This is a genomic window from Desulforhopalus sp. IMCC35007 (assembly GCF_005116575.1).
In the GTDB taxonomy this organism is placed as follows: domain Bacteria; phylum Desulfobacterota; class Desulfobulbia; order Desulfobulbales; family Desulfocapsaceae; genus Desulforhopalus_A.
The window spans coordinates 51,128-77,843 of sequence record NZ_SWCN01000016.1; the positions used below are offsets into that span (position 1 = coordinate 51,128).

23 protein-coding genes are annotated in these 26,716 nt (G+C 47.0%); 5 read left to right on the top strand and 18 right to left on the bottom strand.

Going from position 1 to position 26,716, the window contains the following annotated elements:
• Nucleotides 1-35 precede the first annotated feature (35 nt).
• The 4 genes from FCL48_RS16370 (at nt 36) to FCL48_RS16385 (ending at nt 4,173) form a co-directional block, all read left to right on the top strand.
• On the top strand, nt 36-1,061 hold the full coding sequence (locus tag FCL48_RS16370) for a DctP family TRAP transporter solute-binding subunit (RefSeq protein ID WP_136873576.1): 1,026 nt from the start codon (nt 36-38) through the stop codon (nt 1,059-1,061).
• A gap of 94 nt (nt 1,062-1,155) precedes the next feature.
• Nucleotides 1,156-1,629, top strand: a complete 474-nt coding sequence (locus FCL48_RS16375) for a TRAP transporter small permease (RefSeq protein ID WP_136873578.1) — start codon at nt 1,156-1,158, stop codon at nt 1,627-1,629.
• A complete protein-coding gene (locus tag FCL48_RS16380; RefSeq protein WP_136873580.1) occupies nt 1,629-2,909 on the top strand; it encodes a TRAP transporter large permease in 1,281 nt (426 codons plus the stop codon). The genes FCL48_RS16375 and FCL48_RS16380 overlap by 1 nt, the downstream gene beginning before the upstream one ends.
• A 169-nt stretch (nt 2,910-3,078) precedes the next feature.
• On the top strand, nt 3,079-4,173 hold the full coding sequence (locus FCL48_RS16385; protein WP_136873582.1) for a Xaa-Pro peptidase family protein: 1,095 nt from the start codon (nt 3,079-3,081) through the stop codon (nt 4,171-4,173).
• A gap of 141 nt (nt 4,174-4,314) precedes the next feature.
• Here FCL48_RS16385 and asnB (FCL48_RS16390) read toward each other — a convergent pair whose 3' ends face one another.
• The 5 genes from asnB (FCL48_RS16390) to FCL48_RS16410 all read right to left on the bottom strand — a co-directional run bounded on the left by asnB (FCL48_RS16390) (nt 4,315) and on the right by FCL48_RS16410 (nt 11,862).
• A complete protein-coding gene (asnB, locus tag FCL48_RS16390; RefSeq protein WP_136873584.1) occupies nt 4,315-6,168 on the bottom strand; it encodes an asparagine synthase (glutamine-hydrolyzing) in 1,854 nt (617 codons plus the stop codon).
• 37 nt (nt 6,169-6,205) lie between these two features.
• Nucleotides 6,206-7,690: an FAD-dependent oxidoreductase gene (locus FCL48_RS16395; RefSeq protein WP_136873587.1), complete on the bottom strand. Its 1,485-nt coding sequence runs from the start codon at nt 7,688-7,690 to the stop codon at nt 6,206-6,208.
• A gap of 71 nt (nt 7,691-7,761) precedes the next feature.
• A complete protein-coding gene (locus FCL48_RS16400) occupies nt 7,762-8,745 on the bottom strand; it encodes an NAD(P)-dependent oxidoreductase (protein WP_169309253.1) in 984 nt (327 codons plus the stop codon).
• A gap of 4 nt (nt 8,746-8,749) precedes the next feature.
• Entirely contained in the window at nt 8,750-10,636 is a 1,887-nt protein-coding gene (gene asnB, locus FCL48_RS16405) for an asparagine synthase (glutamine-hydrolyzing) (protein WP_136873591.1), read from the bottom strand.
• A gap of 41 nt (nt 10,637-10,677) precedes the next feature.
• Nucleotides 10,678-11,862, bottom strand: a complete 1,185-nt coding sequence (locus FCL48_RS16410) for a glycosyltransferase family 4 protein (protein WP_136873593.1) — start codon at nt 11,860-11,862, stop codon at nt 10,678-10,680.
• A 472-nt stretch (nt 11,863-12,334) separates the two neighbouring features.
• On the opposite strand from FCL48_RS16410, the gene FCL48_RS16415 reads away from it, so the two are divergent.
• Nucleotides 12,335-13,039, top strand: coding sequence for a hypothetical protein (locus tag FCL48_RS16415; RefSeq protein WP_136873595.1), 705 nt, complete (start codon nt 12,335-12,337; stop codon nt 13,037-13,039).
• Between the two features lie 130 nt (nt 13,040-13,169).
• On the opposite strand, the gene speB is transcribed toward FCL48_RS16415, so the two are convergent.
• The 13 genes from speB to FCL48_RS16480 form a co-directional block, all read right to left on the bottom strand.
• The gene (gene speB, locus FCL48_RS16420) at nt 13,170-14,057 is read right to left on the bottom strand and encodes an agmatinase (RefSeq protein ID WP_136873597.1); all 888 of its coding nucleotides are present in this window, start codon (nt 14,055-14,057) and stop codon (nt 13,170-13,172) included.
• On the bottom strand, nt 14,057-15,241 hold the full coding sequence (gene nspC, locus FCL48_RS16425) for a carboxynorspermidine decarboxylase (protein ID WP_136873599.1): 1,185 nt from the start codon (nt 15,239-15,241) through the stop codon (nt 14,057-14,059). The genes speB and nspC overlap by 1 nt, the downstream gene beginning before the upstream one ends.
• A 1-nt stretch (nt 15,242) precedes the next feature.
• Nucleotides 15,243-16,460, bottom strand: coding sequence for a saccharopine dehydrogenase family protein (locus FCL48_RS16430; protein WP_136873601.1), 1,218 nt, complete (start codon nt 16,458-16,460; stop codon nt 15,243-15,245).
• Between the two features lie 106 nt (nt 16,461-16,566).
• On the bottom strand, nt 16,567-18,468 hold the full coding sequence (gene speA, locus FCL48_RS16435) for a biosynthetic arginine decarboxylase (RefSeq protein WP_136873603.1): 1,902 nt from the start codon (nt 18,466-18,468) through the stop codon (nt 16,567-16,569).
• 586 nt (nt 18,469-19,054) lie between these two features.
• On the bottom strand, nt 19,055-20,686 hold the full coding sequence (locus tag FCL48_RS16440; RefSeq protein WP_169309254.1) for a glycosyltransferase family 39 protein: 1,632 nt from the start codon (nt 20,684-20,686) through the stop codon (nt 19,055-19,057).
• A 34-nt stretch (nt 20,687-20,720) separates the two neighbouring features.
• Nucleotides 20,721-20,999 (bottom strand): lipid-A-disaccharide synthase N-terminal domain-containing protein, encoded by a 279-nt coding sequence (locus FCL48_RS16445; RefSeq protein ID WP_136873607.1) that lies wholly within the window; start codon nt 20,997-20,999, stop codon nt 20,721-20,723.
• Nucleotides 21,000-21,155: 156 nt separating this feature from the next.
• Entirely contained in the window at nt 21,156-22,565 is a 1,410-nt protein-coding gene (locus FCL48_RS16450) for a HAMP domain-containing sensor histidine kinase (RefSeq protein ID WP_136873608.1), read from the bottom strand.
• 9 nt (nt 22,566-22,574) lie between these two features.
• Nucleotides 22,575-23,246, bottom strand: coding sequence for a response regulator transcription factor (locus FCL48_RS16455; protein ID WP_136873610.1), 672 nt, complete (start codon nt 23,244-23,246; stop codon nt 22,575-22,577).
• Between the two features lie 127 nt (nt 23,247-23,373).
• A complete protein-coding gene (locus FCL48_RS16460) occupies nt 23,374-24,297 on the bottom strand; it encodes a DUF2279 domain-containing protein (RefSeq protein ID WP_136873612.1) in 924 nt (307 codons plus the stop codon).
• A 305-nt stretch (nt 24,298-24,602) separates the two neighbouring features.
• Entirely contained in the window at nt 24,603-24,878 is a 276-nt protein-coding gene (locus FCL48_RS16465) for a DUF4242 domain-containing protein (RefSeq protein ID WP_136873614.1), read from the bottom strand.
• A 463-nt stretch (nt 24,879-25,341) separates the two neighbouring features.
• Nucleotides 25,342-25,833 carry a hypothetical protein gene (locus tag FCL48_RS16470; protein WP_136873616.1) on the bottom strand — a complete coding sequence of 164 codons (492 nt, stop codon included), beginning with the start codon at nt 25,831-25,833 and terminating at the stop codon, nt 25,342-25,344.
• Nucleotides 25,830-26,399, bottom strand: a complete 570-nt coding sequence (lepB, locus tag FCL48_RS16475; RefSeq protein WP_240744866.1) for a signal peptidase I — start codon at nt 26,397-26,399, stop codon at nt 25,830-25,832. Before lepB ends, FCL48_RS16470 begins: the two co-directional genes overlap by 4 nt.
• Entirely contained in the window at nt 26,371-26,658 is a 288-nt protein-coding gene (locus tag FCL48_RS16480) for a hypothetical protein (protein ID WP_136873620.1), read from the bottom strand. The genes lepB and FCL48_RS16480 overlap by 29 nt, the downstream gene beginning before the upstream one ends.
• Between the last annotated feature and the right edge of the window lie 58 nt (nt 26,659-26,716).

Genomic DNA, 26,716 nt, shown 5'->3' on the forward strand with positions numbered 1-26,716 from the left:
CAATTTTTTCGTAAACACACAATTCTGGAGGAAGTATGAAAACACGATTGTCACTTTTCACTTTGATGGCATGTCTGGTATTACTGCCAAGCCTTGTATTTGCACAGGCAAAGTATAAAGATGAATATAAAATGAGTGTGGTGGTGGGTCCCAAACTTCCATGGGGTGAAGGGGCCACAGCCTTTGCGGACCTCGTCCGTGAGCGGACAGATGGCAGAATTAACATAAAAGTCTACACTTCTTCAGCACTCATGGCCGGCAAACAGACCAATGAGTTCCTGTTGCATAGACAGGGTGTTGCGGATTTTTGTTTCGCCTCGACCATCAACTGGTCAACGACCATTAAGCCTCTGAATCTCTTTAATCTTCCATTCTTTTTTCCAGACTATACAGCTCTTGATGCTGTAATCACAGGCCAGCCAGGGAAGGAACTGGAAGAAATGCTCCAGCAGAAAGGCGTTACTGTCCTTGCCTGGGGTGAGAATGGATTTCGGGAAATTACAAATTCAAAGCGGTCTATAAAAACGCCAGCGGATCTTGAAGGCTTAAAAATCCGTGTTGTCGGTACGCCAATTTTTATAGAAACCATGCAGGCACTGGGGGCCAATCCTGTGAATATGAATTGGGGTGATGCTCAGGTGGCTTTTCAGCAAGGAGTCGTTGATGGTCAGGAAAACCCAGTCGTAGCCATTGAAATTCCGGTTAAAATCTGGCAGTTCCACAAGTATGCAACCATCTGGCGCTATGTTATCGACCCCCTGATGCTCACCGTTAATAATGAGGTGATGGCAAGCTTTACTCCTGAAGATCAGGAAATTATTCGTCAGGCAGCCATGGAAGCGGCAACGACCCAGCGAGGTATCGTCCGTAAAGGTTTGATTGCACCTGACCTGAGTGCTCTGGATACTCTGCGTGAAAATGGTATGGAGGTGGTTGAGCTCAGTCAGGCAGACCGTGATATCTTCAGGGCCAAAACCAGTGCAGTGTATGAAAAATGGACAGAGGTCATTGGAGCTGATCTCGTTAAAAAAGCTGAAGCGGCCATTGCTACGACCCGCTAATGCTCATTTCCCGGGATGAGGTATTATCCCGGGCATTTTGTGCTTCCCATTCAAAAAAAATAACCTGACAATAGAACCGCAAAGAGAGGAAACGTTGTTTAATTTAACCTGGATTATAGAGCATATCGAAGAAATGCTCGGAGCATCACTGCTGGCTGTCATGGCCTGTTTTGCTTTTGCAAACGTTATCACGAGATATGTCTTTCAGTATCCCCTGGCCTTTACAGAGGAATTAGAAGTCAATGCCCTGGTCTGGCTGACCATGTTTGGCACCTCTTCTGCTTTTAGAAGGCGCAAGCACCTAAGCATGCTCTATTTCCAGGATAAGCTTCCCGGTTCTCTTCGCCGGGCGTTAAAGGTTCTCATTCCTTGTATGGGCATAGGTCTTTTTACTACTCTTGGTTTTTTAGGTTATCTGCAGATCGTCGATGAACGAATTCTTGAAATTACCTCTGAATCTCTTGGGATACCGCAATGGTACTATACCGTCGGCATTCCCGTTGGCTGTTCTATGATTGTTTTTAGAATTATCCAGGCAAGTTTTAGGGAAATAAAGGAGCAACTGTAATGGGTATTGCTCTTTTTATAGGCTTTTTTGCGCTGTTGATTCTTGGTGTTCCCATTGCTATTGCCATTGCAGTACCTTCTTTTCTGGTTATCTGGGGAGCTGATCTGGGAACTGCGGTTATTGCCCCGAATTTCTTTTCAGGGATTGCCAAATTCCCCCTGCTTGCCATCCCACTTTTTATTCTTGCCGGGTTTATTCTTGAAAGATGCGGTATTTCCCAGCGTATTATCAGATTTGCCAACATCCTGGTGGGCAGGCGGAGAGGTGGCCTTGCCATCGTAGCCATTGGTGTCTGTGTCTTTTTTGGGGGAGTTTCCGGCTCAGGGCCTGCCGATTCAGCGGCCATCGGGGCGATTCTGATTCCCGCCATGTTTGCCCAGGGATACAGCAAGGGCTACAGTGCTGCCCTTATAGCAGCCGCGGGCTCGACCGCCATCATTGTCCCCCCATCTATTGCTCTGATTGTTTATGGGGCAATAACCAACACCTCCGTACCAGCACTTTTTGCGGCGGGGGCCATACCTGGCTTTCTGGCAGGAATGTCACTGCTCATCCCCGCAATCTGGATTGCCAGAAAGAGGGGCTACGGCTCTGAACAGGAGGGGGAAGACGAGATAAGCCTTAAGGATTCATTTATTGAGGCTTTTTGGGGTCTTCTTGCTCCGGTTATCATTCTCGGTGGTCTTTATGGAGGAATCTTTACTCCGACAGAAGCTGCCGTCGTTGCAGTTTTCTACAGTCTTTTTCTTGGAGTTGTTATTTATCGAACCTTGAGTTTCAAGAGAATTTATGAAATTTTAGTCGACGCCAGTGAAGCCTCGGCAATTGTAATGCTCATTGTGGCCTTTGCCGGACTATTTTCCTGGGCAGGGTCAACAGTTGGCATACTGGATTCTCTGGCAGGCCTTGTTATGGGCATCAGCAGCAACGAATGGGTTGTACTGTTTATCATTAACCTGCTTATTTTTGTTGGCGGAATGCTCATTGATGCCATTTCGATTTTTTACATCTTTTTGCCAATTTTTCTTCCTATAATGGCGCATTATGGCTGGGACCCGGTATGGTTTGGGGTTATGATGACCCTGAATCTTGCAATCGGCCAGTTCACCCCACCTGTGGCCGTCAATCTTTATGTTACCACCCAGCTGGCTGATATTCGACTGGAAGAAACGTTTAAAGCAGTCTGGCCCATGGTTATTGCCATGCTGGTCGCGCTTGTGGTTGTGGTTATTTTCCCATCACTCTCTCTTTTTATTCCTCAATTTTTTGGTCTGATGTAGTAGATATATAGTCAAGCAGCCGGCAGTGTTTGTTTCGGCTGTTTGATTGTCTTTAGTGGATGGACTGGCTTTATCCGGGGCCGGTAATCGGTGCCTTAAGCGCCGCTGTATAAGCTGAGGCTTGAGAGCTGCGCTGGGGAGATACTCTTACTTTATTTTAGTGAAAATTATGCGTAGAGAAAAACTGACACGCTTTATGGATGAGCATGCGCTTGCAGCTATTGCGGTCAATGCAGGCCCAAGTCTTACCTATCTGACGGGACTTCATTTTCACCTTATGGAGAGACCGGTGGTCATTGTCTTTCCATGCGAGGGAAAACCGGTGATTATTCTACCGCAACTGGAAAAAACAAAACTGAACCAGCTGCAATTTGATGCAGAGGTATTTTCCTATGGTGAAAACCCAGATTCCTGGCGGCAGGTGTTTTGCGAGGCATTACAGGATATGAATCTTGGAAAGCAGAAAATTGGTATTGAGCCAAGACAACTCCGGGTTCTTGAGTATGAGCTGTTGAAACAGGCGGTCGCCGCCGATTTTGTCGATGGCACACCCGTTCTTGCTGCACTTCGGGCAGTGAAAGGTGAGGAGGAAATCGCATGTATGCAAAAAGCGGTAAAAATTGCCGAAGATGCACTCGAAGCGACCCTGCCTCTTGTGAAAGTAGGGGTTGACGAAAAGGAAATAGCCTCAGAACTGTTTTTACAGCTCATGCGATATGGGTCAGAAAATTCCCTGCCGTTTTCACCCATTGTGGCAGCAGGTCCCAATGGCGCCAATCCACACTCGACCCCATCTTCGAGGAAGTTCATGAATGGAGATCTGCTTATTATCGATTGGGGAGCCTGTTGGAATGGCTACGCCTCGGATCTTACCAGAACCTTTGGCATAGGGGATACGGGGGCCACAGAAAAAGAAATATATGGTCTTGTTCATAGGGCAAACAGAGCAGGCCGTCTGGCAGGTGGTGTTGGAGTGGCATGCGAGGAAGTGGACCGACAGACCCGTGAGGTGATCGAAAAGGGTGGGTACGGGCAATATTTTACCCACAGAACAGGCCATGGTATCGGTCTTGAATGCCATGAAGATCCCTACATGCGTCAGGGCAATGGCCAGCTCCTTGAAGTAGGTATGACCTATACGGTGGAGCCGGGCATCTACCTTCCGGGCCAAAACGGGGTACGGATTGAAGATGATGTGCTCATAACAGCTCAGGGCCCGGTGTCACTTTCGACCATGACGAGAGAGCTCAGGCAGCTGGGTTAAAATCTCCAGAGGTATATCTAATTGACCATGCAGGAGCCAGCACATTTGCTCATACTTCGTTTTTTTTCTTGTAAATTCTCAGTCTTACCGCTACCGATATGCGAGTACCGGTAAGACGAGCCATCAGCAAGATCAGATTTTTTAGTTCATATGTTCCCGCATCCACATTTCCAGCACAGCAAGGGTCCAGAGGCGATGTGAATTGTTGCGTTTTTTGGAGAGGTGGTCGTTAACCAGAGTCGCGATATAGCCAGGATTAAACATTCCTCTTCTGAGTACCGTTTCTTCTGATAGATGATCGAGGATCATTTCCCGTACTGCTTTCTCGTCACGGATCCAGTTCTTCAGAGGAATGGAGTGTCCGAGCTTGTCTTTACGGTAGATAATTGTATTGGGAAGCACGCCTTCCATGGTTTTTTTAAAGATATATTTTGTGTCAAACCAATCTTTAATTTTCATGTTTGTTGGCATGGAGGCACAAAATTCGACCAGTTCATGGTCGAGGAGCGGGTAGCGTATTTCCAGGCCAAAACGACGGACCAGATCATTTCGTCTCAGGTAGAAGTCAACAACGGTCTGGTAGTCGCTGTACAGGCTTTTTGACAGCATATCCCACTGCTTGACTTCACTGTTGATGGTGAGAATGTCGCCAAGTAAACTCTGCCACTGGGCATCCCCCTGAAATGAGGGGGTAGCCAAAGCAGTCAGTTCTGCTGCATCGTAATAAATTCTCCATCGATGAGACAGCAACTCGCGCGGGTAGCTCATACTCTCTGCAAATCTTTTGAGCTTAACCGGCAGACTTTTTTTCTGATCGGAATCCGGTAATTTTTTGCAGAGTGAAAGAACAGGTTTAAGGAGAAAACCTGGCAGCGCGTCGGCATATGCCGCAATTTTATCCGCCTCATAGACAGGATGCCCACCAAAGAGTTCATCCCCTCCATCGCCGGTCATAATGAGTGATGCATTGCTTGCAGCAGCGGTTTTTCCCAGGAGAAAAGTGGCAATATTAATGCCGACATCGCAGAAAGGTTCATTCATGCCCTTGACGACTTCAGGCATGAGCATCACCTCGGCACTGCCGTAATCACATTCATGATGACTGGTGCCGACAAAATCTGACATGGCTCTTGCGTAATGTGATTCGTCAAAAGATGCGGCGCGGCATCTGTACGAGAAGGTATCAAGTTTCATTTTCCTCTCGCCCGAGAGAGCAAGGACGGTACTTGAGTCCATACCTCCACTGAGAAATACCCCAGCCTTCTCGTCCTTGCCTGTGCAGCGTCCTACGGCGGAACGAAGCTTATTGAGGAGTTCGGTTCTAACCTCCTGCTCCGTCATGGCGGATTGTTCAAAGCTGACATTCCAGTAGCGCTGCAAAACAGGTTGCTGGTCCTCCAGCTGTGATAGAAAGTGTGCTGGAGGAACACTTTTAACGCCCGCTACAATGGTGTTACAGCCGGGGTTATAGTTAAAAAGCAGAATCTTGGCGACGGACTGTTTATTCAGCTCTCCCTGTTGTCCCGTCAGCCCGGCTATTCCTTTGATCGTGGAGGAAAAAGCGAGATAACCCTGCTGGTCCTGATAGTACAGTGGTTCAACACCGAAACGGTCTCTGTATAGCAGCAGTTTTTTCTCATTCCTGTCGTATATGGCAATCGCATAGGTACCGTTGAGTCGCTGTACGAACTGTTCCTTTTCCTTGCGATATAAAGCGGCAACCAGCTCAGCAGAATTATCTGCGATCTTTCCAGTGTAATCATGGAGAGTATCTGTATCGTACAATCTGCCACAAAAAAGAACCGTTGTCTGGGCCTGTTCGTCCCTTGCAACTTCACATGGATATTGACCAAGTTTATCCGGGTCTGCAGCGTCAAAAAGCAGAAGGTTTTCATCCGTGAAGACCATCGTGCCGGAACTCGCTGTCCTGGCAAATGCAAACGCCTTATCGGCAACGGCTGATCCGCCTGAACTCCTAAATATGCCTGAAATCATTGTGGGTGCCTCATAATCTGTCTGTTCAGCTCAACACTTACTTCTGCTCTAGAGCGAGGTGTTGGAGTTTGGGGGTGCAACGCGCTATTTCTTCGGCTATTTCCGGTTCTTCAAGACCAAGGGCGATAGCGACTCTTTGCATTTCATTATGATCAGCGTCTTCGTAGAGTGTCGATCTACGCAGTAACAGGTCATCAAGATGAACAATAGTCGGGTCTTCTGCTTTGAGCTTTGCAATAGCCTCCGTCGTCATGGGACCGCTTTCATAAAAACTCTGCCTGACCACAGGCATCGGCGCAGGCTTTGACAAAAATGCCGGATTCTTTCCTCCGACCATGCCCCAGATTTTTTCGGCGACCAGTCGTGCTGTTGTAAATTTAATGCCGCCGATACTGTAAAGACCTGCTGGGCCACCTTTTGCCCCATGGTCAATTATCACTTCCCGTTTGGTCAGGACATTGCTGCCTTTTTCTACTGTTGGCAATAATCCGGCAAAAACCCTGTGTACGTCACTAAGACCAAGCTTGAGGCCAGGTACAGCATCATTGACTTCACCAATGAATGTGTTCATCTGCTGTTCATTGGGCATTGGTTTTTCTGGATTACGCAGCCATGGTTCATGGCCGCATCCTGCGAATATCCGCCCTTTCCAAGGGGTGACAAAAAGAATTCTGCTTCCCGAGGCCGGCCCCTGAACAGCAAGTGCGTGGTCAGACAGCGAAGGACGGTTAAAGGAAACGTTCCAGGCAAGGGATGGCTGATACAGGGCCTTTTCTTCCCCGAGGAGACCGGAAATCGTCTCAGGGCTCCAGGGGCCGCAACTGTTGATTACCGTTGTTGCACGGAATTCAAGGTTCTCGCCGGTTGTCCTGTCTGTTGCCACGACACCTTTGACCCCTCCTCCGCCGCCGGTTGTAATGGATGTAACCTGACAGTAATTCAGTGCAGTGGTGCCGGTCTCACAGGCATACTGCAACAGGTCCATAATCAGCAACTGAGAGTCCGGCATACAGGCGTCATACCATAATGCACTGCCTTGCAATCCCTTGGGATTTACCAGAGGAAAGATTTTTTTCGTTTCGTCAATAGAGGCAATACCTCCCATTGGCAGAACTCGATTGGCGTCAAGCCCCTTATTGCGCTCAAGGGACAGCAGATGATTCAGCCACAGGGCAATCTTGAACACCGCTGGCCTTTTCATGCCGCGTCCGTACAGGGGCATAAGGCATGGCAGGGGTTCAACCCTTCTGGGAAAATGTCTTAGAAACCAGGACCGTTCTGTAATGGATTCCTTAAAGCGTGGAAGGTCAAGGCTTTGCAGATATCTCAAACCACCGTGGACGATTTTCAGACTATTAAAGCTTGTGTATTCGCCAAAATCACCCTTCTCCAGCAGCAGGGTTTTCAGCCCGCGCCTGCCTGCCTCAAGTGCCAGGGTAACTCCGTAAATGCCGCCACCAACAATAATGGCATCGTATTCTGTATTTGCCGCTTTACGGCAATCACGTGTCTGTTCAGTCATTGTTAATATTACTCTGTTTATCTAAGATTATAAAAAGTGAATCTGTTGATTCTATGTGTGGTTAATCCGGTTTATGGCAGGTATCCATTGCTGCGATACCAGTCTGCGGTACGCGCGAGACCCTCACGAAGGGAGACTTTGGGCTGGTAACCGAGCTTTTGTTTTGCTTTCTCGATGGAAAAGGCCCTGTCTTTAGAGAAAAATTCGACCCTTCTTGGATAGATTGGCGGGCTTACATTGATCATCTTGCAGACCTTGTCACAGATTATCGACGCCCAGTATACCGGCAGAAACGGAATTCTCAGTTTAGGGTAGGGCTTGCCGAGAACATCTGCTATCTCCGCGACCAGTTCTTTTAAGGTGGTGTACTTTTCTCCACCCAGGGTGAAAACCTCGCCATTGATACCATCGACAGTACCACAAAGGATAATACCGTCGACTAGGTCGTCGATATAGGTCATGTGATAGAGGACTTTGCCGGACCCGATCATCAGGAAAACACCCTTTGCCACTGATTTGAAAAGCTTCAAAAAGCGAGTATCACCGGGACCGTAGATACCGACAGGGCGAAAAACAACCACGGGTAACCCTTGAGCTGCATATTCCAGAGCCAGTAGTTCTCCTTCCAGCTTGGACTGCTGATAATGATCCCCAGGTTTGAAACGGTAATCCTCTGCTGCAGGCGGATCATCTATTTCACCCTGAACGCCCACAGTGGAACAATGGATAAATCTTTTGATGCCCTTTACTTTTGCAGCTTCAAGAAGATTACGGGTTGCTTCAACATTAACTGCGGTGAATTCATCTGTTGTACTGTGTTCCGTACGGTAGGCTGCAGCAATATGAAAGACCTTGTCAAAATTGTCGAAACCATTCAGCACCGATTCGGGGTCAGTCAGGTCGACGACTATGCATCGGACCCCAATCTTTTCGAGTTCTTTGGTCTGGCTGCTTTCCCGAACAAATGCATTGACTGTGTTGCCTTCGGCGGCAAGACGCCGGCAAAGGGCGGTTCCGGTAAAACCTGTTGCCCCGGTAACGAGTATGTTTTCCATAATTCTATTTTCCTTCCAGCCATTTTTTCTGCCAGGCATGAAACATTATCAGGCTCCATAGCTGATGGCTGTGATTTTCCTTTCCCTGTAGGTGTTCATTTTTAAGTCGTGATATGGTTTCCCATGTAAATATTCCCTGCTGACGGATCTGTTGTTCGTCGAGCAGTTCGTTCATTAGTGGCCGCAATGTTGATGTGAGCCAGTGTTTAATCGGTATACTGAATCCTTCCTTTGGCCGGTATACGCATTCCCTCGGGATATGCCTGGCCGCGACTTTTTTCAGGAGGGATTTTGTTTCATTACCTGCCACCTTTAGTTCAGGTGGAATACTAAATGCGAGACTGACCAGTTCGGGGTCCAGGTAGGGTACACGGGTCTCAAGAGACACCGCCATGGACATTCTGTCCACCTTGGTAAGAATATTGTCGCAGAGGTAACTTTTGGCATCCACATAGAGGCATTGATTGAGTGGGTCTCGGCCACGGGCCTTTGCAAACAGCTTTGTTATGTGGGCATCCACAGGCGTTCTGAGTTGCCCGCTTGCCTCAGGGGTCAGCAGTTGGCTCAGCATTGCTTCGGAGGTAAATATCCGCCACCTGCAGTGATGAAGATGGGGTGACAGGTTAATGCCTTCAATAAATCTTCTTGCTTTGTTGATCAGTCCTTTTTTGGCGGCCTGGGGGCCAATTGCCCTGAGCGCAGGTTCCAGGATTTTTTTGCGTATCAGAGAAGGACACACCATATATTGAGCGGCTCTCTGATTTGCAATATAGGTTTCATATCCACCAAAGAGCTCGTCTCCGCCATCTCCGCTTAAAGCAACGGTGACATGCTTTCTGGCAAGCGCGGATACAAGGTAGGTGGGAAAAATGGAGAAGTCTCCGATCGGTTCATCCATAAAATGGAGCAGGCGCCAGAACAGGTCGAGAATGTCAGGAGAGAGAATCTCATCGGTATGGTTAACGTTCAGGTGACGGGCCGCTGCCTGAGCCCAGCGAAGTTCGTTGTAGGATGGGTCATCAAAACCAATGCTAAAGGTGTTGGCCTCACCCATGGCAGCAACGATAAGAGACGAGTCAACCCCTCCGGAGAGAAAGGCCCCAAGGGGGACATCGCTCACAAGCTGGCGGGTGACACAGGTTTTGAGCAGGCTGTCAACCTGTTCCTCCCATTCTCCTGGTGAGAGTTGTGAAGGTTCTGAAACCGGAATATCCCAGTATGCGTGTGGGGTAAAAGTCGGAGAATCCAGGTCGATGGCCAGAAGATGTGCGGGTTCAAGTTTTACCAGATCACGAAACAGTGTCTGGTTGCCTGGAACATATTCCCAGGCGAGGAACTGGCCAAGGCCGTCAACATCAAGCTGTCGCTTCACCAGGCCGGAGGCGAGCAGAGATTTTATCTCAGATCCAAACACCAGCCCTTTTGAACCTTTGTAGTAATACAAAGGCTTGATACCCATGTGATCACGTACCAGCAGGAGCCGTCGCCGCGCTGTATCATGGACTGCGATGGCGAACATACCGTTAAGCCGCGAAGGGAAGTCATCTCCATACTCTTCGTACCCGTGGACGATAACCTCGGTGTCTGAATTGGTGGAAAACCTGTGTCCTTTTTGCTCGAGCTCTTCACGCAGTTCACGGTAATTATAGATTTCACCGTTAAAGACACAGAGGATTTTCCGGTCCTCATTGTAGATCGGCTGGCTGCCGCCAGTGAGGTCGATAATGGAAAGCCGACGCATACCAAGGCCGACGCCTTCGTTGATCGCAGAGCCTTGTTCATCCGGACCGCGATGAATTATCGCATCACACATTGCCTGAAGTCGACCCGGCAGATTGTCGAGGCCATGGCCGTCATTTACAAACGAAACTATACCGGCAATGCCGCACATTATATTCTAGACCTCGAAAATGGATCAAACACTGGCGTTTTCTATACCCTGGGATGGCTTTGCAGATGGCCAAAAAGATTTTGCATTTTCTCGAGATAAGCGTCCCGTGAATATTTTTCAACATACAGGGATTTAGCATTCTCCGCTTTATCTCTGCCGTCTTCTTTTGTCGCAGCGGCAAGACCTTCAGCCATTGACTCAGGCGACGGGTCAACGAGGAAGGCAACGTTATCATCCAGGACCTGGGTGTGCGAATAGATACGAGTTGCAACGAGAGGTATGCCGCTGGCGATTTGTTCGTAGACTTTGAGGGGGGTGTTCGTTCCGCTTTTACGGGGTGAAACGAGTATGGAGGCGCAGGAACAGTATTGTTTTGCTTCCGCCTGGCTCACCTGACCGGTAAAGATACAGCTGTCTGTGATGCCGACCTCTTGTGCTAAATTTTTGTACAGTTGTACTTGTTTGGCGTTTCCGCCGACAATCACCAGCCTGTAATCCGGATGTTGGGCCTGAAAGATCTTAAAGGCAGGAATGAGGATATCTATCCCCTGATAGGCTTCCAGAGTTCCGGCATAGATAATATAAGGGTTTGATCCAGCCAGAGGACATGTATTGTCAGTGGTTATATCAGTGTTGTCATCGATACTTTTTAGCCGAATCGGCTCAAAGATAGAGTTCTCAATGAGAAAATGCTTTTTAGGGTTATTCAGAAGTTTGCCGACGTATCCAGCAAGATCCGGACAGATCGTTATGATCGCATCGGCTTTTTTCAGACAGGAGTCCTCAAGGAATTTGAACATCCGGATAAGCAGCTTTGACTTGGTGAACTCAAAGTTGGTCAGCTGTTGCGGCAGGCTGGAGTGCATGTCGTAGACGAGCTTGAACCTGAAAATCGGTTTGAGGAAACGGCAGAAAAATACAGCCTCTTCGTGAGCATGCACCACATCATAGCTATTTGTCAGCAATAAGCCTGTGGCATATGCAACCATGAAGACGTCGAGAAACAGTTTATACGCTGAGGGGCCGACCTTAATAGTGCCAAATTTAGAAAAGCCTGGAATTCTGATAATTCTCAGGTTAGGAATAGCAACATCTTTTCCTTGACCATAGGTCAGGAGGTCGATATTGTTGTCGAGCTGTGATGTTACCAGTGTTCTGTAATAGACGCTGAACGGGGTACCCCGGGGGGTGAAAAAGGGTTGTGGAGCAATCACCAGAATCTTCATACAAATACTCCCTAATAGCTAGCAGGCAGAAAAATTTGTTTATGTTTGTATATACAAAAATCCGGTCCGGTTCTGATCAAGTGGAGGAGAAGCGGGCGTTTCTTAAAAAAGTTAGATCAATCCAATTATGGTGGTTACATGGTCACCGTACAATGGGTATTTAATGAGACTGCGCTGTAGTAGCTTTGGTTGTAACGGGCAACGGACCTTCAGAGTTCGGTCATTCTGTAATAGAGTCTGAATACAACAAAGAATTCCCACTATTTGATCAATTATTTAAGTATAATGGTGCTAATTTACCTCCGAGAGATCAACATTACAACCATATTGTTGATAACAAATACCAAATTTTAACAAAAGAGCTGAGCTTTTAATGATTTTCTTTGACGCACATGTTCATATTCACGATCGTTTTTCCTTGGATGACTTCTTGACCACGAGTCTGATGAATTTTTCCAGACAGCAGAAAATAATGAATAATGGGGATAAAGCCTCATTTGTCCTCCTGCTTACCGAGAGTAAAACAGCCGACTACTTTAGCAGGATCCGCTTAGAATCAGAGCAAAGATCCGGTCTGCTTTCTGAAAAGTGGTCTATAAATAAGACGGATGAACAGGAGTCTTTACGGCTCAGTCATGCCGACTGGCCAGGCTTTCCACTGTATATTTTTGCCGGTCGCCAGATTGTGACCAGTGAAAGGCTGGAAGTGCTGGCACTTGCAACCGCCTGCAAGATTTCCGACGGATTGAGCACCCAGGAAGCCATAGATGCTGTACATGGTCAGAATGGAATTGCTGTTCTTCCGTGGGGCGCTGGTAAGTGGCTCGGTGCCCGGGGTGAAGTCATTCAGAAAATTATCGAAAGTGGTGAAGCCGGTTCCCTCTTTGTCGGTGATAATGGCGGCAGACCTACTTTTTGGGCAGCACCAAAACAGTTTGACCTTGCAGCCAGACGGAATATTGCATTGCTGCCGGGAACAGATCCTCTGCCTCTGTCTGGAGAAGACAAGCGGGTTGGCTCGTATGGGGCGTCCCTTGAGGGTGAAATTTCTGAGGTAACCCCCGCCGCCGATTTTAAACGATTATTGAGCACCAGCGGGGTGGACGTCAAACCGTTTGGTGCCAGGATGAATCCGTTTCGTTTTTTTAAAGCACAAATTTCATTACGCCTCGTCTAACCCCCGTATTGAACATACCTGCTAGCTCCATCGCTCCGGTATCAGGTATTTCCCTGTGGCAGCTTACAGGAATACATTGATAATCGACAGGATGGGGCAGCAGTCTACCGAGGAATGGTTCTGGGGCAGGCTATTCTCCCCAGAAGTTCCTGTTACGCTGACTTTTTGTGAGATAGGCCATCATGTTGTAGGTGAGTTGGGCTGCCAGAAAAGATGAGGCGTGAAGTTCTTCTATGGGGGCGAGTTCGACGACATCAAAGCCGATACAGACCCTGCTCTCCATAATCTGTTCAATCAACCACATTGCCTGATACCAGTTGAGGCCACCCGGCACCGGTGTGCCTGTTGCCGGCAATACTGAACTGTCCAGTCCATCCAGGTCGAAGGTAACATAGACTTTTTCGGGAAAATCTTCAGGCAGGGTCAGCGTGGGCCCCTGCCTCCAGATGGTTTCACCGTCAAGATATGCTATCTTGTGGAGTTTTCTGTAGTTGTCTTCCTCTATGCAGTAGCTGCGGGTGCCAAGCTGGAAAATTGGAATATTTTTCTCGTGTATCCGGCGCATAACACAGGCGTGACTGTAGCCGGAGCCTTCATAGCTTGCGCGCAGATCTGCGTGAGCATCAAATTGTATGACCCCAAAATCTGTGTAATGTTTTTCCAGCGCATCAATGGCGCCGCAGGTAACCGTATGTTCTCCTCCAAGGACAACGGGGATGGCAGGTGTAGCAATGGTAGTACTGACCTGTTCTTTCACCCGTTTGAGGATAGCTTCCGGTGCACCCGTGCAATCAATTGCGGGTGCTGTGTAAATGCCCCTGTCCGTTGGAACCACTCCACAGGCTAGTGTCTCAAGCTGGCCGGAGGCGGCAAGTATAGCATCCGGGCCTGCTGCCGTGCCCCTGCCATAGGAAACGGATTGTTCCATTGGGACAGGGATCACATGAAAAAGTGCACTTGCAGGGTTTGCAGGTGGAACATCGTCACCATGGAAATGGAGTGGGGTTGGTGTTTTCATCAGGCGATCCTGCTTTTATAATCTTCATAACCAAAGCTGCGTATCAGTTCCGGTTTTTGGTTTTTTAAGGAAAATCGGTACAGAGATGGTAACTCGACGCCATTAAATGTTGTGTTTTTAACAAAAGAATAGAGTGCCATGTCGGTCAGCACCAGTCTGTCTCCGGCCTGCAATGGTTTTTCAAAGGAATAGGTGCCGATGCTGTCGCCGGCCAGACATGAAATACAACCCAGGCTATAGGTATTGTCGAGTTGTCCGGCAGGGGCTGCACCTACAATTTCCGGTCTGTAAGGCATGGCCAGAACATCAGGCATGTGGGTTTCTGCTGACGAATCCAGGATGGCAATATGGGGGGAACCTTCTATCACATCAATAACAGAGGTGACAAATACACCGCCATTGAGAACGACAGCTTCACCAGGCTCAAGGTAAACCTCAATATTATCGTGCCGCTTTATAAAGGCGTGGATGGTCTCACAGAGCAGCTTTACGTCATAATCACTTTTCGTGATGTGATGCCCTCCACCAAAATTGACCCATTGGATTTGATTCAGGTAGGAACCAAAGCGTGCCTCAAAACTTTCCAGGACCCGAACCAGCACATCGGCACCCTGTTCACAGAGGGCGTGGAAATGCAGGCCGGAAATACCACTGAGATCGAAACCTTCAAGAGCCTCAGGCGCAATGCCAAATCGCGATCCCGGCAGACACGGGTTGTAAAGATCTGTTTCTACTTCTGAATGACCGGGGTTGACCCTGAGGCCGATATCCACCTTCTTGCCGCTTTGCACAATTGCAGGGAGATGGGTGAGATACTGACTGGTGGAGTTAAAGACGATATGGTCGGAAAAGCGGATAACCCGTTCCATCTGTCGAGCTGAAAATGCAGGGGCGTAGGTGTGTACTTCTCCCTTGAATTCTTCAAAACCCAGTTGCGCCTCAATGGGTCCGCTGGCGCAGATCCCCTTAAGGTATTTGCCTATGAGGGGAAAGAGGGCTGGCAGTGCAAAGGCCTTCAGGGCAAGCAGTATCTTGGCACCGGTCTGTTGCTGGATCTCAGCCAGTAGCTCACAGTTGCGCTGCACGACATCCTCACTGATCAGATAACAGGGTGTTTCTACCTGATCGGTGAAGGCTTTAGGATAATCAACGATGGCCAGGGCGTGTGAAGGTGTACCGGTCATCTTATTCTGGAAGCTTCCCGGTGTAATCGGTGACAAGCCAGGGGAGGCCGTTGTTCATCAGCTCTTCCATGAAAAGATCCGGATCCAGCTGCTCGACATTATAGACGCCTTCCTGCTTCCAGACGCCTTTGACCATCATCATTGCTCCAATCATGGCGGGGACACCGGTGGTATAGGATACCGCCTGTGACTGTACCTCCTTGAAGGCCTCTGCGTGGTCGCAGACATTGTAGATATATTTCTGCAGTTCTTTTCCGTCCTTTTTCCCCTTGAGGATACAGCCGATGACCGTCTTACCGCTATAGTTGCTGCCAAGAGAACCTGGATCGGGCAGCAGGGCCTTTAAAAAGCGGATCGGAATAATCTTCTGTCCCTCAAACTCTACCTCGTCAATCCGGGTCATCCCCACGTTTTCCAGAACTTTGAGGTGGGTGAGGTAGGGCTGACCGAAGGTCATCCAGAAACGGATTCTTTTGAGGCCGTTTATGTGTTTGACCAGAGACTCCATCTCCTCGTGGTAGAGGAGGTAACTTTCCTTGGGGCCTGCCACCGGATAGTCAAAGCTGAAATGTACACAGTCATCTTCAAGGATTGGCGGTGTCTCAATCCACTGTCCATCCCGCCAGTGACGTACAACCTGGGTCACCTCCCGGATATTGATTTCCGGATTGAAGTTGGTGGCAAAGGGATGACCATGGTCACCGGCATTGCAGTCCAAAATGTCGATGGATTCTATGGTGTCAAACAGATGTTTTTGAGCATAGCTGCAGAAAATATTGGTGACACCGGGATCAAAACCACAGCCAAGAAGGGCCATTAAGCCCTTTTCCTTAAATTTTTCCTGATAGGCCCATTGCCAGCTGTATTCGAAGTGGGCGCTGTCTTCCGGTTCATAGTTGGCGGTATCGAGGTAATTGACGCCACACAGAAGGCAGGCATCCATAATGGTCAGGTCCTGATAGGGCAGGGCAACATTGATCACCAGCTCAGGCTGAACCTTTTGCAGGAGTGCTACCAGTTCAGCCACGACATCAGCATCAACCTGGGCGGTCTTAATCTTTACCCCGAGAAGCTGCTCAACTTCGAGGCGGACGTCCTCACACTTGGAGAGTGTTCGGCTTGCAAGCCAGATATCGGTAAATACTTCGCTGTGCATGGCGCATTTTTTAACCACCACATTACCAACTCCACCTGCTCCAATAATCAATATACGTGACATAGTTTTCTCCCTGATACACCATGTGTGCCACCTCTTTTTATGGCCACTTGGAATTATTACAGTTTGCTCAATTTCAAACAAATATAATCACTTTGAAGTGATTCATTTATTCTTTTTCGAAATAGGTGTAACCCCGTAGTCCCTCGTTAAAGGTGTTGAGGATAGATTTACGTTCCCGGGCGGTGATGAAGCCTCTGCGAACAGAATCTTCAGCGAGGTCTTTTAGTCGGGTCTTAATCCCCCGTATATCATATTCGACATAGGAGAGGACATCTTCCACCGAATCACCTTCAACTTCTCTTAAAATATTATAGCTGCCGTTCTCGTTGACATGGATTGAGACAACATTGGTGTCGCCAAAAAGGTTATGCAAATCCCCGAGAGTCTCCTGATAGGCGCCAACAAGGAAAACACCCAGATAGTATTCTTCATCGTCTTTTAAAGGATGAAGTCTGAGGGTGTTTGCCTGCTGTAAGATATCTGGGAAGTTGTCGAGCTTGCCATCACAATCGCAGGTAATGTCGGAAATTATGGCCGAACGCGTCGGCTCTTCTCCGAGACGATGCACGGGCATGGTGGGCATGATCTGGTCTATTGCCCAGACATCCGGCAGAGACTGAAAGAGGCTGAAGTTACCGTAATAAATATCGTAAACAAGCTTGGTGATTTTTTGCACATCACTGGGAACGTGTTCGAGATCTTTGGCAATCTGAGACATTTTGATCATGATATGCTGGACCAGATTTTCTGCTAAGGCTCTTTCTCTGATTGATATCTGCCCGTGTTTGAAAAGCTGTCTGGCCTGGGACCGATAATAGAGGGCATCGTTACAGCACTCCTGAAGGTCCTTGACCGACACCATATTGTAGGTGGCCAGAAGATTTTCCAGCAGATCGTTTGCAGACTCTGGCAATACCTCTGGAATTGCTGGCGGTGCAAAGGAGCTTACGTCCAGAATATTGAAAAGAAGAATTGATGAGTAGGCGACAATGGCGCGGCCCGATTCCGTAATAATTGTTGGATGGGCGATGGAATTTTTATCGAGCACTGTGATAATTGATTCAACGATATCGGTACAGTATTCCTCTATCGAGTAGTTGCGGCTGGACGAGGTGTTGCTGTTGGAGCCGTCGTAGTCAACGGCAAGACCGCCTCCAAGGTCGATGAAACCCATGGGTGCACCCTCTTTGACCAGTTCTTCATAGAGTCTGCTTGCTTCCATTGCACCGGCACGAATGTCACTGATATTGGGGATCTGTGAACCGATGTGGTAATGGAGGAGTTGCAGACAGTCAAGCATGTTTTCGGCTTTTAATTTGTCGAGAACATTGACTACATGACTCATGGTAAGACCGAAAACACTGGACTCACCTCCTGATTCTGACCATTTACCTTCTGCCTGGGTGGAAAGCTTTATCCTCAGGCCCAGATTGGGAGTAATCTTGTGTAATTTGGCACGATCGATGATGAGATCGATTTCTCCGGGTACCTCAACGACAAAGAAGAGCTGATAGCCCATCTTGATGGCAAAAAGACCAAGATCAATGAATTCCTCATCCTTGTACCCATTACAGATCAGGCAGGCATCGCGGTTATCCAGCATTGAGATGGCGGCGATAAGCTCTGACTTGCTGCCCGCCTCAAGCCCATGGTTATAGTCTTTGCCAAATTGTGAAATGGCCTCTATAACCTGTTCCTGCTGATTTACCTTGACAGGGAAGACGCCTTTAAAGGAGCCGTTATAGTTGCTCTCTTTTATGGCTTTGCGAAAGGTTTCGTGGAGAAGCTTAATCTGAGAGCCAAGAATATTCTCAATGCGCAAAAGAACAGGCATGGAATGACCACGTTCCTCAATCTCATGAATCAACTCTAACAGACTGATTTTAGTGTCGATATCAGAGCCAAATGGCGATACAACAACATCGCCATTGTCGTCAATTGAGAAATAATCTGCACCCCATCTTTTGATACCATATAGATCAGTTGCTTTTTCGATAGTCCACTTCATTGATTGTAGTCACCTTATAGTTGTTCTTTTTCTGGCCACCCGACATTGAGAGTTGGCATTTAAAAAAAGCATCCCACAATGTCAACAAAAAAGACACGAAAAACAGCTACAACTGATCAAAATAGTGTTATTTTTTTGTTCAATTCGTGTGAAGAAATCGTTGGCGTGGGCAGGGTTAATTCTTTGAACCAAATTGGAAGATCAGGAAAACGACTGTTGTTTATTGGTAAAAAAAACGAACCGTTGCGCCTGTATTTTTATGTATTGCTGTCTTTGTTAACGTTGATGTAAGTAATAGAAATAAAATTAAATTAGCACATAAATAAGGCACTTACAAGCATGGAGAAGAGTAATTGTGAGGGTGTGGAGAAGACAAGCGTGTCGTGGGCCGCTCTGCATATCTGTCAATCTTTTATCTGCGCTTGAGATCAAGGGAACTTTACCCCATATTTCTCATGAACCATTTTGATTGCAAACCCAACTACCTGCTTCATGGCTTATGTCTCGACCTGCGAAAAACTTTATTGATGATAATTCCGGGCTAGACAGGGAGGCACTTCCCTCGGACAGTTCTGTGGTCGTTGATTTACCGAGCAAATGTTTGCCCGTATGCGTGGGCAATTTCGATTGCAGGTGTGGCAGTATTTTTTGTTGAATGTGCCAGCCAATCCCTATAATCTGCAGAAAAACCCTTTGCCGGGCGGAAAATCAGCCAGCCATTCCGGTAGCTACTGGCGAGTCCTTTTCCCATCAATATTCTGTAGTTTTCACTCTTGGTGAACAGCAGACAATACTGCTGTGGGTGGTTAAAAGCCCATCCTGCCAGGTTCTCATACGAATCTATTGGTTGAAGTGGGTGAGTAAGGCGACCGGAAAACTGAAACTGATCTGACATCTTCTGGGGGAAAACGGCGACCAGTCGTCCCTGTTTCTGGACTGTGTTGAGTTTCTCTCCGATTGTCGACTGGTCATACATTGTGTGAAGACGATCAGACAGGGCCAGCTGAAGGAAAACAACAAAAATGAGCATGCAGGATGAAATGGTTTTGATCGATCCAAGAACAGTTACCGGACGAATAACCTTTAAAGCAGTCGCGCAACCTAAAGGAATAATAAAAATTCCGCTTGGAATATATTGTAATATTTCTCTATCTCCACCCGTCAGAGATAACTTTGGAATCAAAAAAAGTGCCAGGGATATTATACAGAAAATGATGATCAACGGAGCGTTGTCATGGGCATTTTGGCGTTTTACGGAAGTGACAAGGTGTGCACAATATATTGCTCCAACAGGGAGAAGTGGCAGGATGTAGTGTAATTGTTTTCCGCTGACAAAAGAGAGGATGCAAAAAGAGGGGAGCAGAGCGCCTATACAAAAACGTGCGGATTGTTCAGCGGGTTTTCCTTTCCATCCTCTCCATACAGGAAGCCAGAACAGCCACGGAAAAGAAAGAAGTGGAATAAAAGCCAGATACCAGTAAAAAGGCCGGTCGTGGGCAAAAGCGTGTACCATGCGTCCGGCCGTCTGACTCAATAGAATTGCCTGTTCATACTCTGGTCCGCCTGATCGGGCTGCTGGCAGGGCCCAGCAGGCAGCAATGGCAAGGCCTGAAATAAAGGCGATGAGAGAAGAGTTGAACCAGTTTTTCCAGCAAAATGTCTCGCTGGAAGACCACCAGGGTGCAAGAAAGAGAGAGGGTAACAGGTAGAGCAGCAGCACGGGCCCTTTGGCAAGTATTCCAAATCCTATAGAAAGACTGAGTCCAATCCATGGCAGAATGCATTTTCTCTGTCGTGCTTTAAAAATGCAAACAAGCCCGAGAAGCGAGAAGAAGGTAAGAAGGGTGTCGAACATTGTAAGAGAACCATAAATGGTCCAGATGATCGAGCCTGAAAGGAGGTACGGCGTTGCTGCACCCACCGCTCTGTCTTCCGGCCATAACAGCTTTGCAAGTTTCACCGTTACCAATAAAGATCCCAGACCAAACAGGGGTGCGACAATTCTGGCAGACCACTCCCCAACTCCGAAAAGTAACCAAAAGAGATGAATCAGCCAGAAGAGTAAGGGCGGCTTGTGACTGTAGGGGTGGCCGTTGATGTGGGGGACCAGGAAATCATTGTTCTGCCACATTTCCCAGGCAACAGAAAGATAGCGGGTTTCATCAATGGGGATAGGTGGTCTTGCGTAAATTGAAGCAAGGATTACAAGCAACCACATACAGACCCATTGCCAGTTCTCGATTAATTTTTTTTCAAGCATGGCTGACAATATTTGTTTTCCGTTGAACAAAATAGAGATTGCGGAAGTAGACAAACAGACCTGTCGATTGTCCCATAATGAATACCGGATCCTTTTTAAATATCGCATATGCCAGCAGAGTTGAGCCGCCAAGCACACTGAGATACCAGAATGATTTTGGAATTATGGATTTTTTTTCCCGCTCACTGGCGATCCATTGAACAATGAAGCGGCATGAAAAACAGATCTGACCAACAAAGCCAACCGCAAGCAATAGTGTGTTATTTTCCATCTCAAATACGTTCCAATCGTTAAAAAACAGTTATCGGTTTGCAGCACAAAACCGGGTGTGAAGCCAAAATTCCCCTATATTCGGCCTTACAATAACTGAGGAAGGTGAAGATAAGATAAAGAACAGAAGTGGGAGCGACAGAAAAAGAGTGGGGAATTATAAATGTGTTGCAGGAAAGCAGATGGAAAATTCTGTGAGACCATCCGGAGTACTGGATACTGTAATAGAGCCCTTGTGTAGATCGGCTATTTTTTTCACGATTGTAAGGCCCAAACCGGCACCGCCATATTTTACTGATCGAGATTTTTCAACACGATAAAACTGATCAAAAATTTTTGGCAGACTCTCTTTTGGAATGGAGGCACCGGTATTTACGATTGTCACTTGGACTGTATTTTCTATAGTTTTTATGCTGAGCCAGATTTCTCCTGCGTTTGCAATGTTATACTTTATGGCATTGTCCAGAAGATTGATGAGCATCCTGAGTATTTTTTCGGAATCACCGATAATCCGGGCGGGCTGTACATTGCAATGAAGGGTGATATTTTTGTCGTTTATAATTTCCTCAAATTCAACGATCAGATGTTGAGCGAGCTCTTCAAGGTTGATCTGTTCCCTGGTGAACGAATCCTGCTGTTCAAGACGGGAAATTTCAAGGAGGTTGCGTACCAGTTTTGACAGACGACGAAGGGTGTTGAGCTGCTTTTCTAGGCCAGACCGGGCTATTTCAGAAAGTGGTTCGGAGAGAAGTTTCTCATGACCCAGCATAAGAATTGTCAGGGGACTTTTGAGTTCATGTGAAGCGTTGCCAATGTATTCTTTCTGACGGTCAAAGGAGAATTGTAAACGATCAAACATCTTGTTTAAGGACGATGAGAGCGTTTGGAGTTCATCCTGGTTTTTTCCAAGAGGAATTCTTTTGTGCAATGAAACATCACTGATTTCTTTGATGAGGGTATTGATTTGGGCAAGCGGTTCCAATATTTTTCCGGCCAGGTAATAACTTACCACCACTGCAACTATTGTGCAGAGGAGTAACCAGCAGCAAATTTCTATGACGAGTTCATAGATCTCGTGTACAAGAATTGGTATTGGCTTGGCGATGAGTATGTGATAGAGGGTGCCATTTACCCTGAGATCTTCCTGCATTACCCGAAAGGTGACCAACCCATTGGAGAGGTCGTCAACGTCCTCTTTATCTTCATCAGCCATATAGATATGTTCCAGGGCAAGTGGCTTTTTTTCAAAATAGAAATGTTCATTGCTCTTTGCTGGAATTGTGACGAATTGTGTCATCTCTGTCGTGAGCAGTGGTCTATTTTGCTCATCTGTCACTGTAACCCAGAACCTGTCAAACGGGTGTTGATCGATAGTTATCGGCTGTTCCGGGGGAGATGCTGTTTTTGTAAGCAATGGGGTCGTAAAATCGCGAACGTCGGCCAGCTCCCTGTCAATAAGTCGAAATGGCTGTTCCATGAGTTCATATAAGACAAAACCTGAAAAAGCAATGGCGACCACAAGGGCAAAGGAGGTGGTCCAGAGAGTGATTTTTGTTCGGGCTTTCATCCTTTATTGTTATCTGTCGATTATATATCCGGCATATCTCACGGTTTTGATAATATTTTCCTGCCCCTCTGGCTGGAGTTTTTTCCGCAGATTTTTAATATGGACGTTGACCACATTGGACATTGCAAAGGGGTCAAAGTCTTCGCCCCAGATGTGTTCTGCAATGACATAGCGGGAGAGAATCCTTCCCCGATTGTGGAGAAAAAACTCCAATATTGAAAATTCCTTTGAGGTAAGGTTTATCGGTTCGCCGTTTTTGGTCACAACGCGGTTTACGGTGTTCAGAGTGATATCGCCACACTCGATAATGGGGTTGGCTTCCGTCCCTCTTCTCAAAAGAGCCCTTACCCTTGCAAGCAGTTCAGCTACGGAAAAAGGTTTGGCTAAATAATCGTCGGCACCCAGATTAAGGCCTCGAACCTTGTCTTCCACATCGCCTTTGGCTGTCAGCATAAGAACGGGGGTCTTGATAGCTGATTCTCTGATACTTTTTAAAACCTCTAACCCGTCAAGGTGTGGAAGCATGATGTCGAGCAAGATCAAGTCGTGGTTTTCATTCCATATCTTGTCAAGAGCATCCTCACCGTCCATACTTGATTCGACGGTGTAATTTTCACTCTCCAGCAGGCTCCGCAGCTTATCCAGGAGTTCCGGTTCATCTTCTACTAAAAGTATGTGCATAGTTTTAGGCCAATTAAAACATGGCTCTATTTAGGCAAGGGTCGTAATGTGGTGTGGTAATTCTGAAATTGCATTCTACAGGAATAACCTGGTTACCATTGGCGATGGTTCTCATCTCAGGTTGCATTCAGTCTAAATCATGGGACAGTTTGGGGACGGTGTATGGAATCTGTATATACTCAAGCACCTGAGCTGTCTTATGGTAGTTATGTTGTTCAAAGAGTCTGGAAAAGTTAAGGCTGATACCCGCATAGAGTGATCTTGTATTCTCTTCATCTTCGTCCTCATATCCTCTTGTATAATATCCCCCTGAAATCTCAACCCATTTGAGAAAGCTATCTTGAAACAGATCAAAACCATCGAGTTTCAGCACCATGGAATAATACTGATTTGAGTAGTCATCGAAGATTCCATTAATTGGCACATTAAATATATACTCAACTCTGAAATCGATCTTCCTGTCAAGTTCCGGATACTTTTCCGTCAACATACTCGTCAAGGCCCCTGCTGTATTCATAGCAACATCGCCCCAGTCAAAACCCTGGGTTTCGCTGGTTGCGTCACCAAGTTCCATAAACATCTGAACAGTCCATGCTGATAAGGCGGCATATCTGTTGGCTTTAGCTGAGCTATAGCCCCAGTTTTTATAGAGCCCGGTCAGTCCATCTGAAAAGGTGTAGGTGGCCCAGAAATGGCCGAGTTTGTCAGCACCGCCATATTTAGAAGTATATTCAAAACCACCTTCATGGGATTTATGAAATCCGGCAGAGCCATAATCCCATGTTGCCAGCCCCCATATTCCTATGGCAGTAGCTGCGGTGAGATTTGTGTAAAGTAATTTTTGTTCTTTTGATTGTGCTGTCCACCAACTGCTATTTTCCGGTGAAGGACCGGCAACTTCTGTATGGGAGACGGGAGCTGTATCGGCACTTTTGGCAGAAAGAAGATTTGGCTGGCCGTGGACCTCCATCTGAAGTTCAGTGGCATTGGCGGGTTGACAGCAGAGCAGCGTGGATAAGGCGAGGCCTGTGAGCAGGTCCTTGTTTAACATGGCTATTACGTCCTTTACATAAAATACTTTCCAATAATTGCAGCAAAAAAAACAGTGAGATGGTTCGTATTATAGATTGCTCAGGTGAAGATAAGATAAAGAGAGGCTGAGGAGCGCAGATTCCCATGAATTTTTCGGGTTACTCAACGTGGGCAGGTAGGGACAGGCCTGCCGTCGGGGACTATGCTTTGCGTCATGAAATATGGGATAAGGTTTGTCTTTAATGGGCCTGTAGGCCCAGCAGGAGAGATGCAGCATTTTATATGAGGTATACTTCTGTACACCTCATTGTCGTAGTGGAAAGATCAGCCTTCAGCGGTGGTTGGATCAATCATTGACTTAATTTCACTGATACGATTTGCTGGGAACCCTCCTTTTTGAGCGTGCTCCTGCACCATGTCCTCGTTTGGAGCGATGTAGATGCAATAGATTTTATCCTCTGTAACAAAGCTCTCTACCCACTGAATTTGTGGGCCCATTTCTTCCAGCACTCCACATGATTTTTGTGAAATACCCAGCAATTCTGCGGGTGTTAGTTTGCCTGCACCTGGGATTTCTCGTTCGATTAAATACTTTGGCATGGTGGTCCTCTCGTCTAAATTTATGGGTTACTGAGAAAGATAGAGTAAATTGGCATCGCAAAGATTTAAGGGCTTGGAATTGTATTTTCTTTTCTGGATCTGGGCTTCTGAAAAAAAACCAGATGCCCAAAAATAATCTCAACGAGTTTTTCAGATATTGAAAATAATCCACAAATTTTCTGGTGTCCTCAATATCGTACCCCAGTCAACGGGATAAGATTTTTCAGGAAAGATACTCCTAACGAACTCTATTCACAACGAACAAATGAACAAACCAGCTTCAAAAGAGCCTAAAAATGAAGTACAGGTTTTTTCTGGAATAAGAATGAACTCAGAATAATGTCTCTGAGTGGAAATAAAACTTGGGAGCAGGCCATTCGTATCATTATGTTCTGGTTTGGTGAGTATTATGCCATGAGAAGAAAACACGATTTCAACAAATGACTTTATCAAGCCTTTCTCTTTATTTTTTCATAAATTCGACCACAGTAAAAGAGGAAAACAGCCAGTCGCCATCCTGTTTTTCGACTGAGATCTGTATTTCGTAGGCGTCAGTAAACCGGCCGTTCACGGATTCCCCGTTGAGACGGAGGGTGGTCGTCACCTCAGCCCTGTTATCACCTGGAATATCTACAAAAGTATCCTCAAAACTGAATGTTGTGTTGGATAATCTCTTTTTGAGCATGAGAAGGCGGTCAGTGATCTCCTTTTGTCCGAATTCATGGTCGATTTGAGATGATTCAATATGCACTTTGCAGGGATCTGTGCAGAGTTTTGCCGCGAAAGTCACTTTTTGCAGGGCGTCCAGAAGTGGCTCATCTTTCACCGTTGAACAGTACTCCCCCAGTGAGTCCAGATTGTTGCGAATCTTTTTTTCATCGCTGGGCAGAAAGAAGATTGCGCCACCAACCATGAGGACGATAGCAAGAATGAGAACCACTGTTTTATTATTCACGGTAATACACCTCCGACAATACGGTTCATATTTACCTCTCCAAACTGATGGCGGGCCATGGGTGTTCCGCGGTTATCACCGACAACATATATGTGTCCAGGTGCCACCGTTCTTTGAGGGAGTTGCCAGTCAGAACGATAGTGGACGTAAGGTTCCTCTACCGGATTTCCGTTGACGTACAAGAGTCCGTTTCGAAACTCTACCGTCTCTCCTACAAGGGCAACAACACGTTTGAGTAACATCACCCGTCTGCCGGAAAAGCGTACCGTTACCACATCAAAACGTTTGGGTGGTGACAATAGAAATTGCAGCCGCCAGCAGAGGGCATAAGATCCGTCCTGGTAGGTCGGTTCCATGCTCATTCCCTGTATCCGAAGAGGAATGAGGATATGGCCAAAAATTATATAGCAGGCAAGGCTGAGTAAAAGAAGGCGAAGAAAAAATCTTTTAGTCAACGCAGGAAAGAAAAATCGCCGGATTGGAGAGGATGGCATGATGGGATCAGAAAAAATAGGGGTTATATTCAGAAGGCCGAGGTTAGCCGTTTTTTCTCTTGAGGTGTTCAATGCCTGCGATCCGGTTTTTCAAATCGGCAAAGCTGGTTGAGTTTATCATCAGTTTTGCCGTGAAATCCTTCAGACATTCTTCACACATGGCAACCACGTTCTGCTCGGTGAGTGCCTGAAAATTATCAGCACATTCAAAACATAAGGCGTCCTGATTCTCGCTGAACACAACGGTATCGGCAGTACCAGAGCCCACATGTTTACAGACGATCCAGACGCAGACTTCCCCATGTTTTTCACATTGTTCTTTGTGGGTCATAAATCTTCCCTGTTTGAGTTAAAAAGGGTAACCATAGCGGCTTTGTATGAGCTGCTAA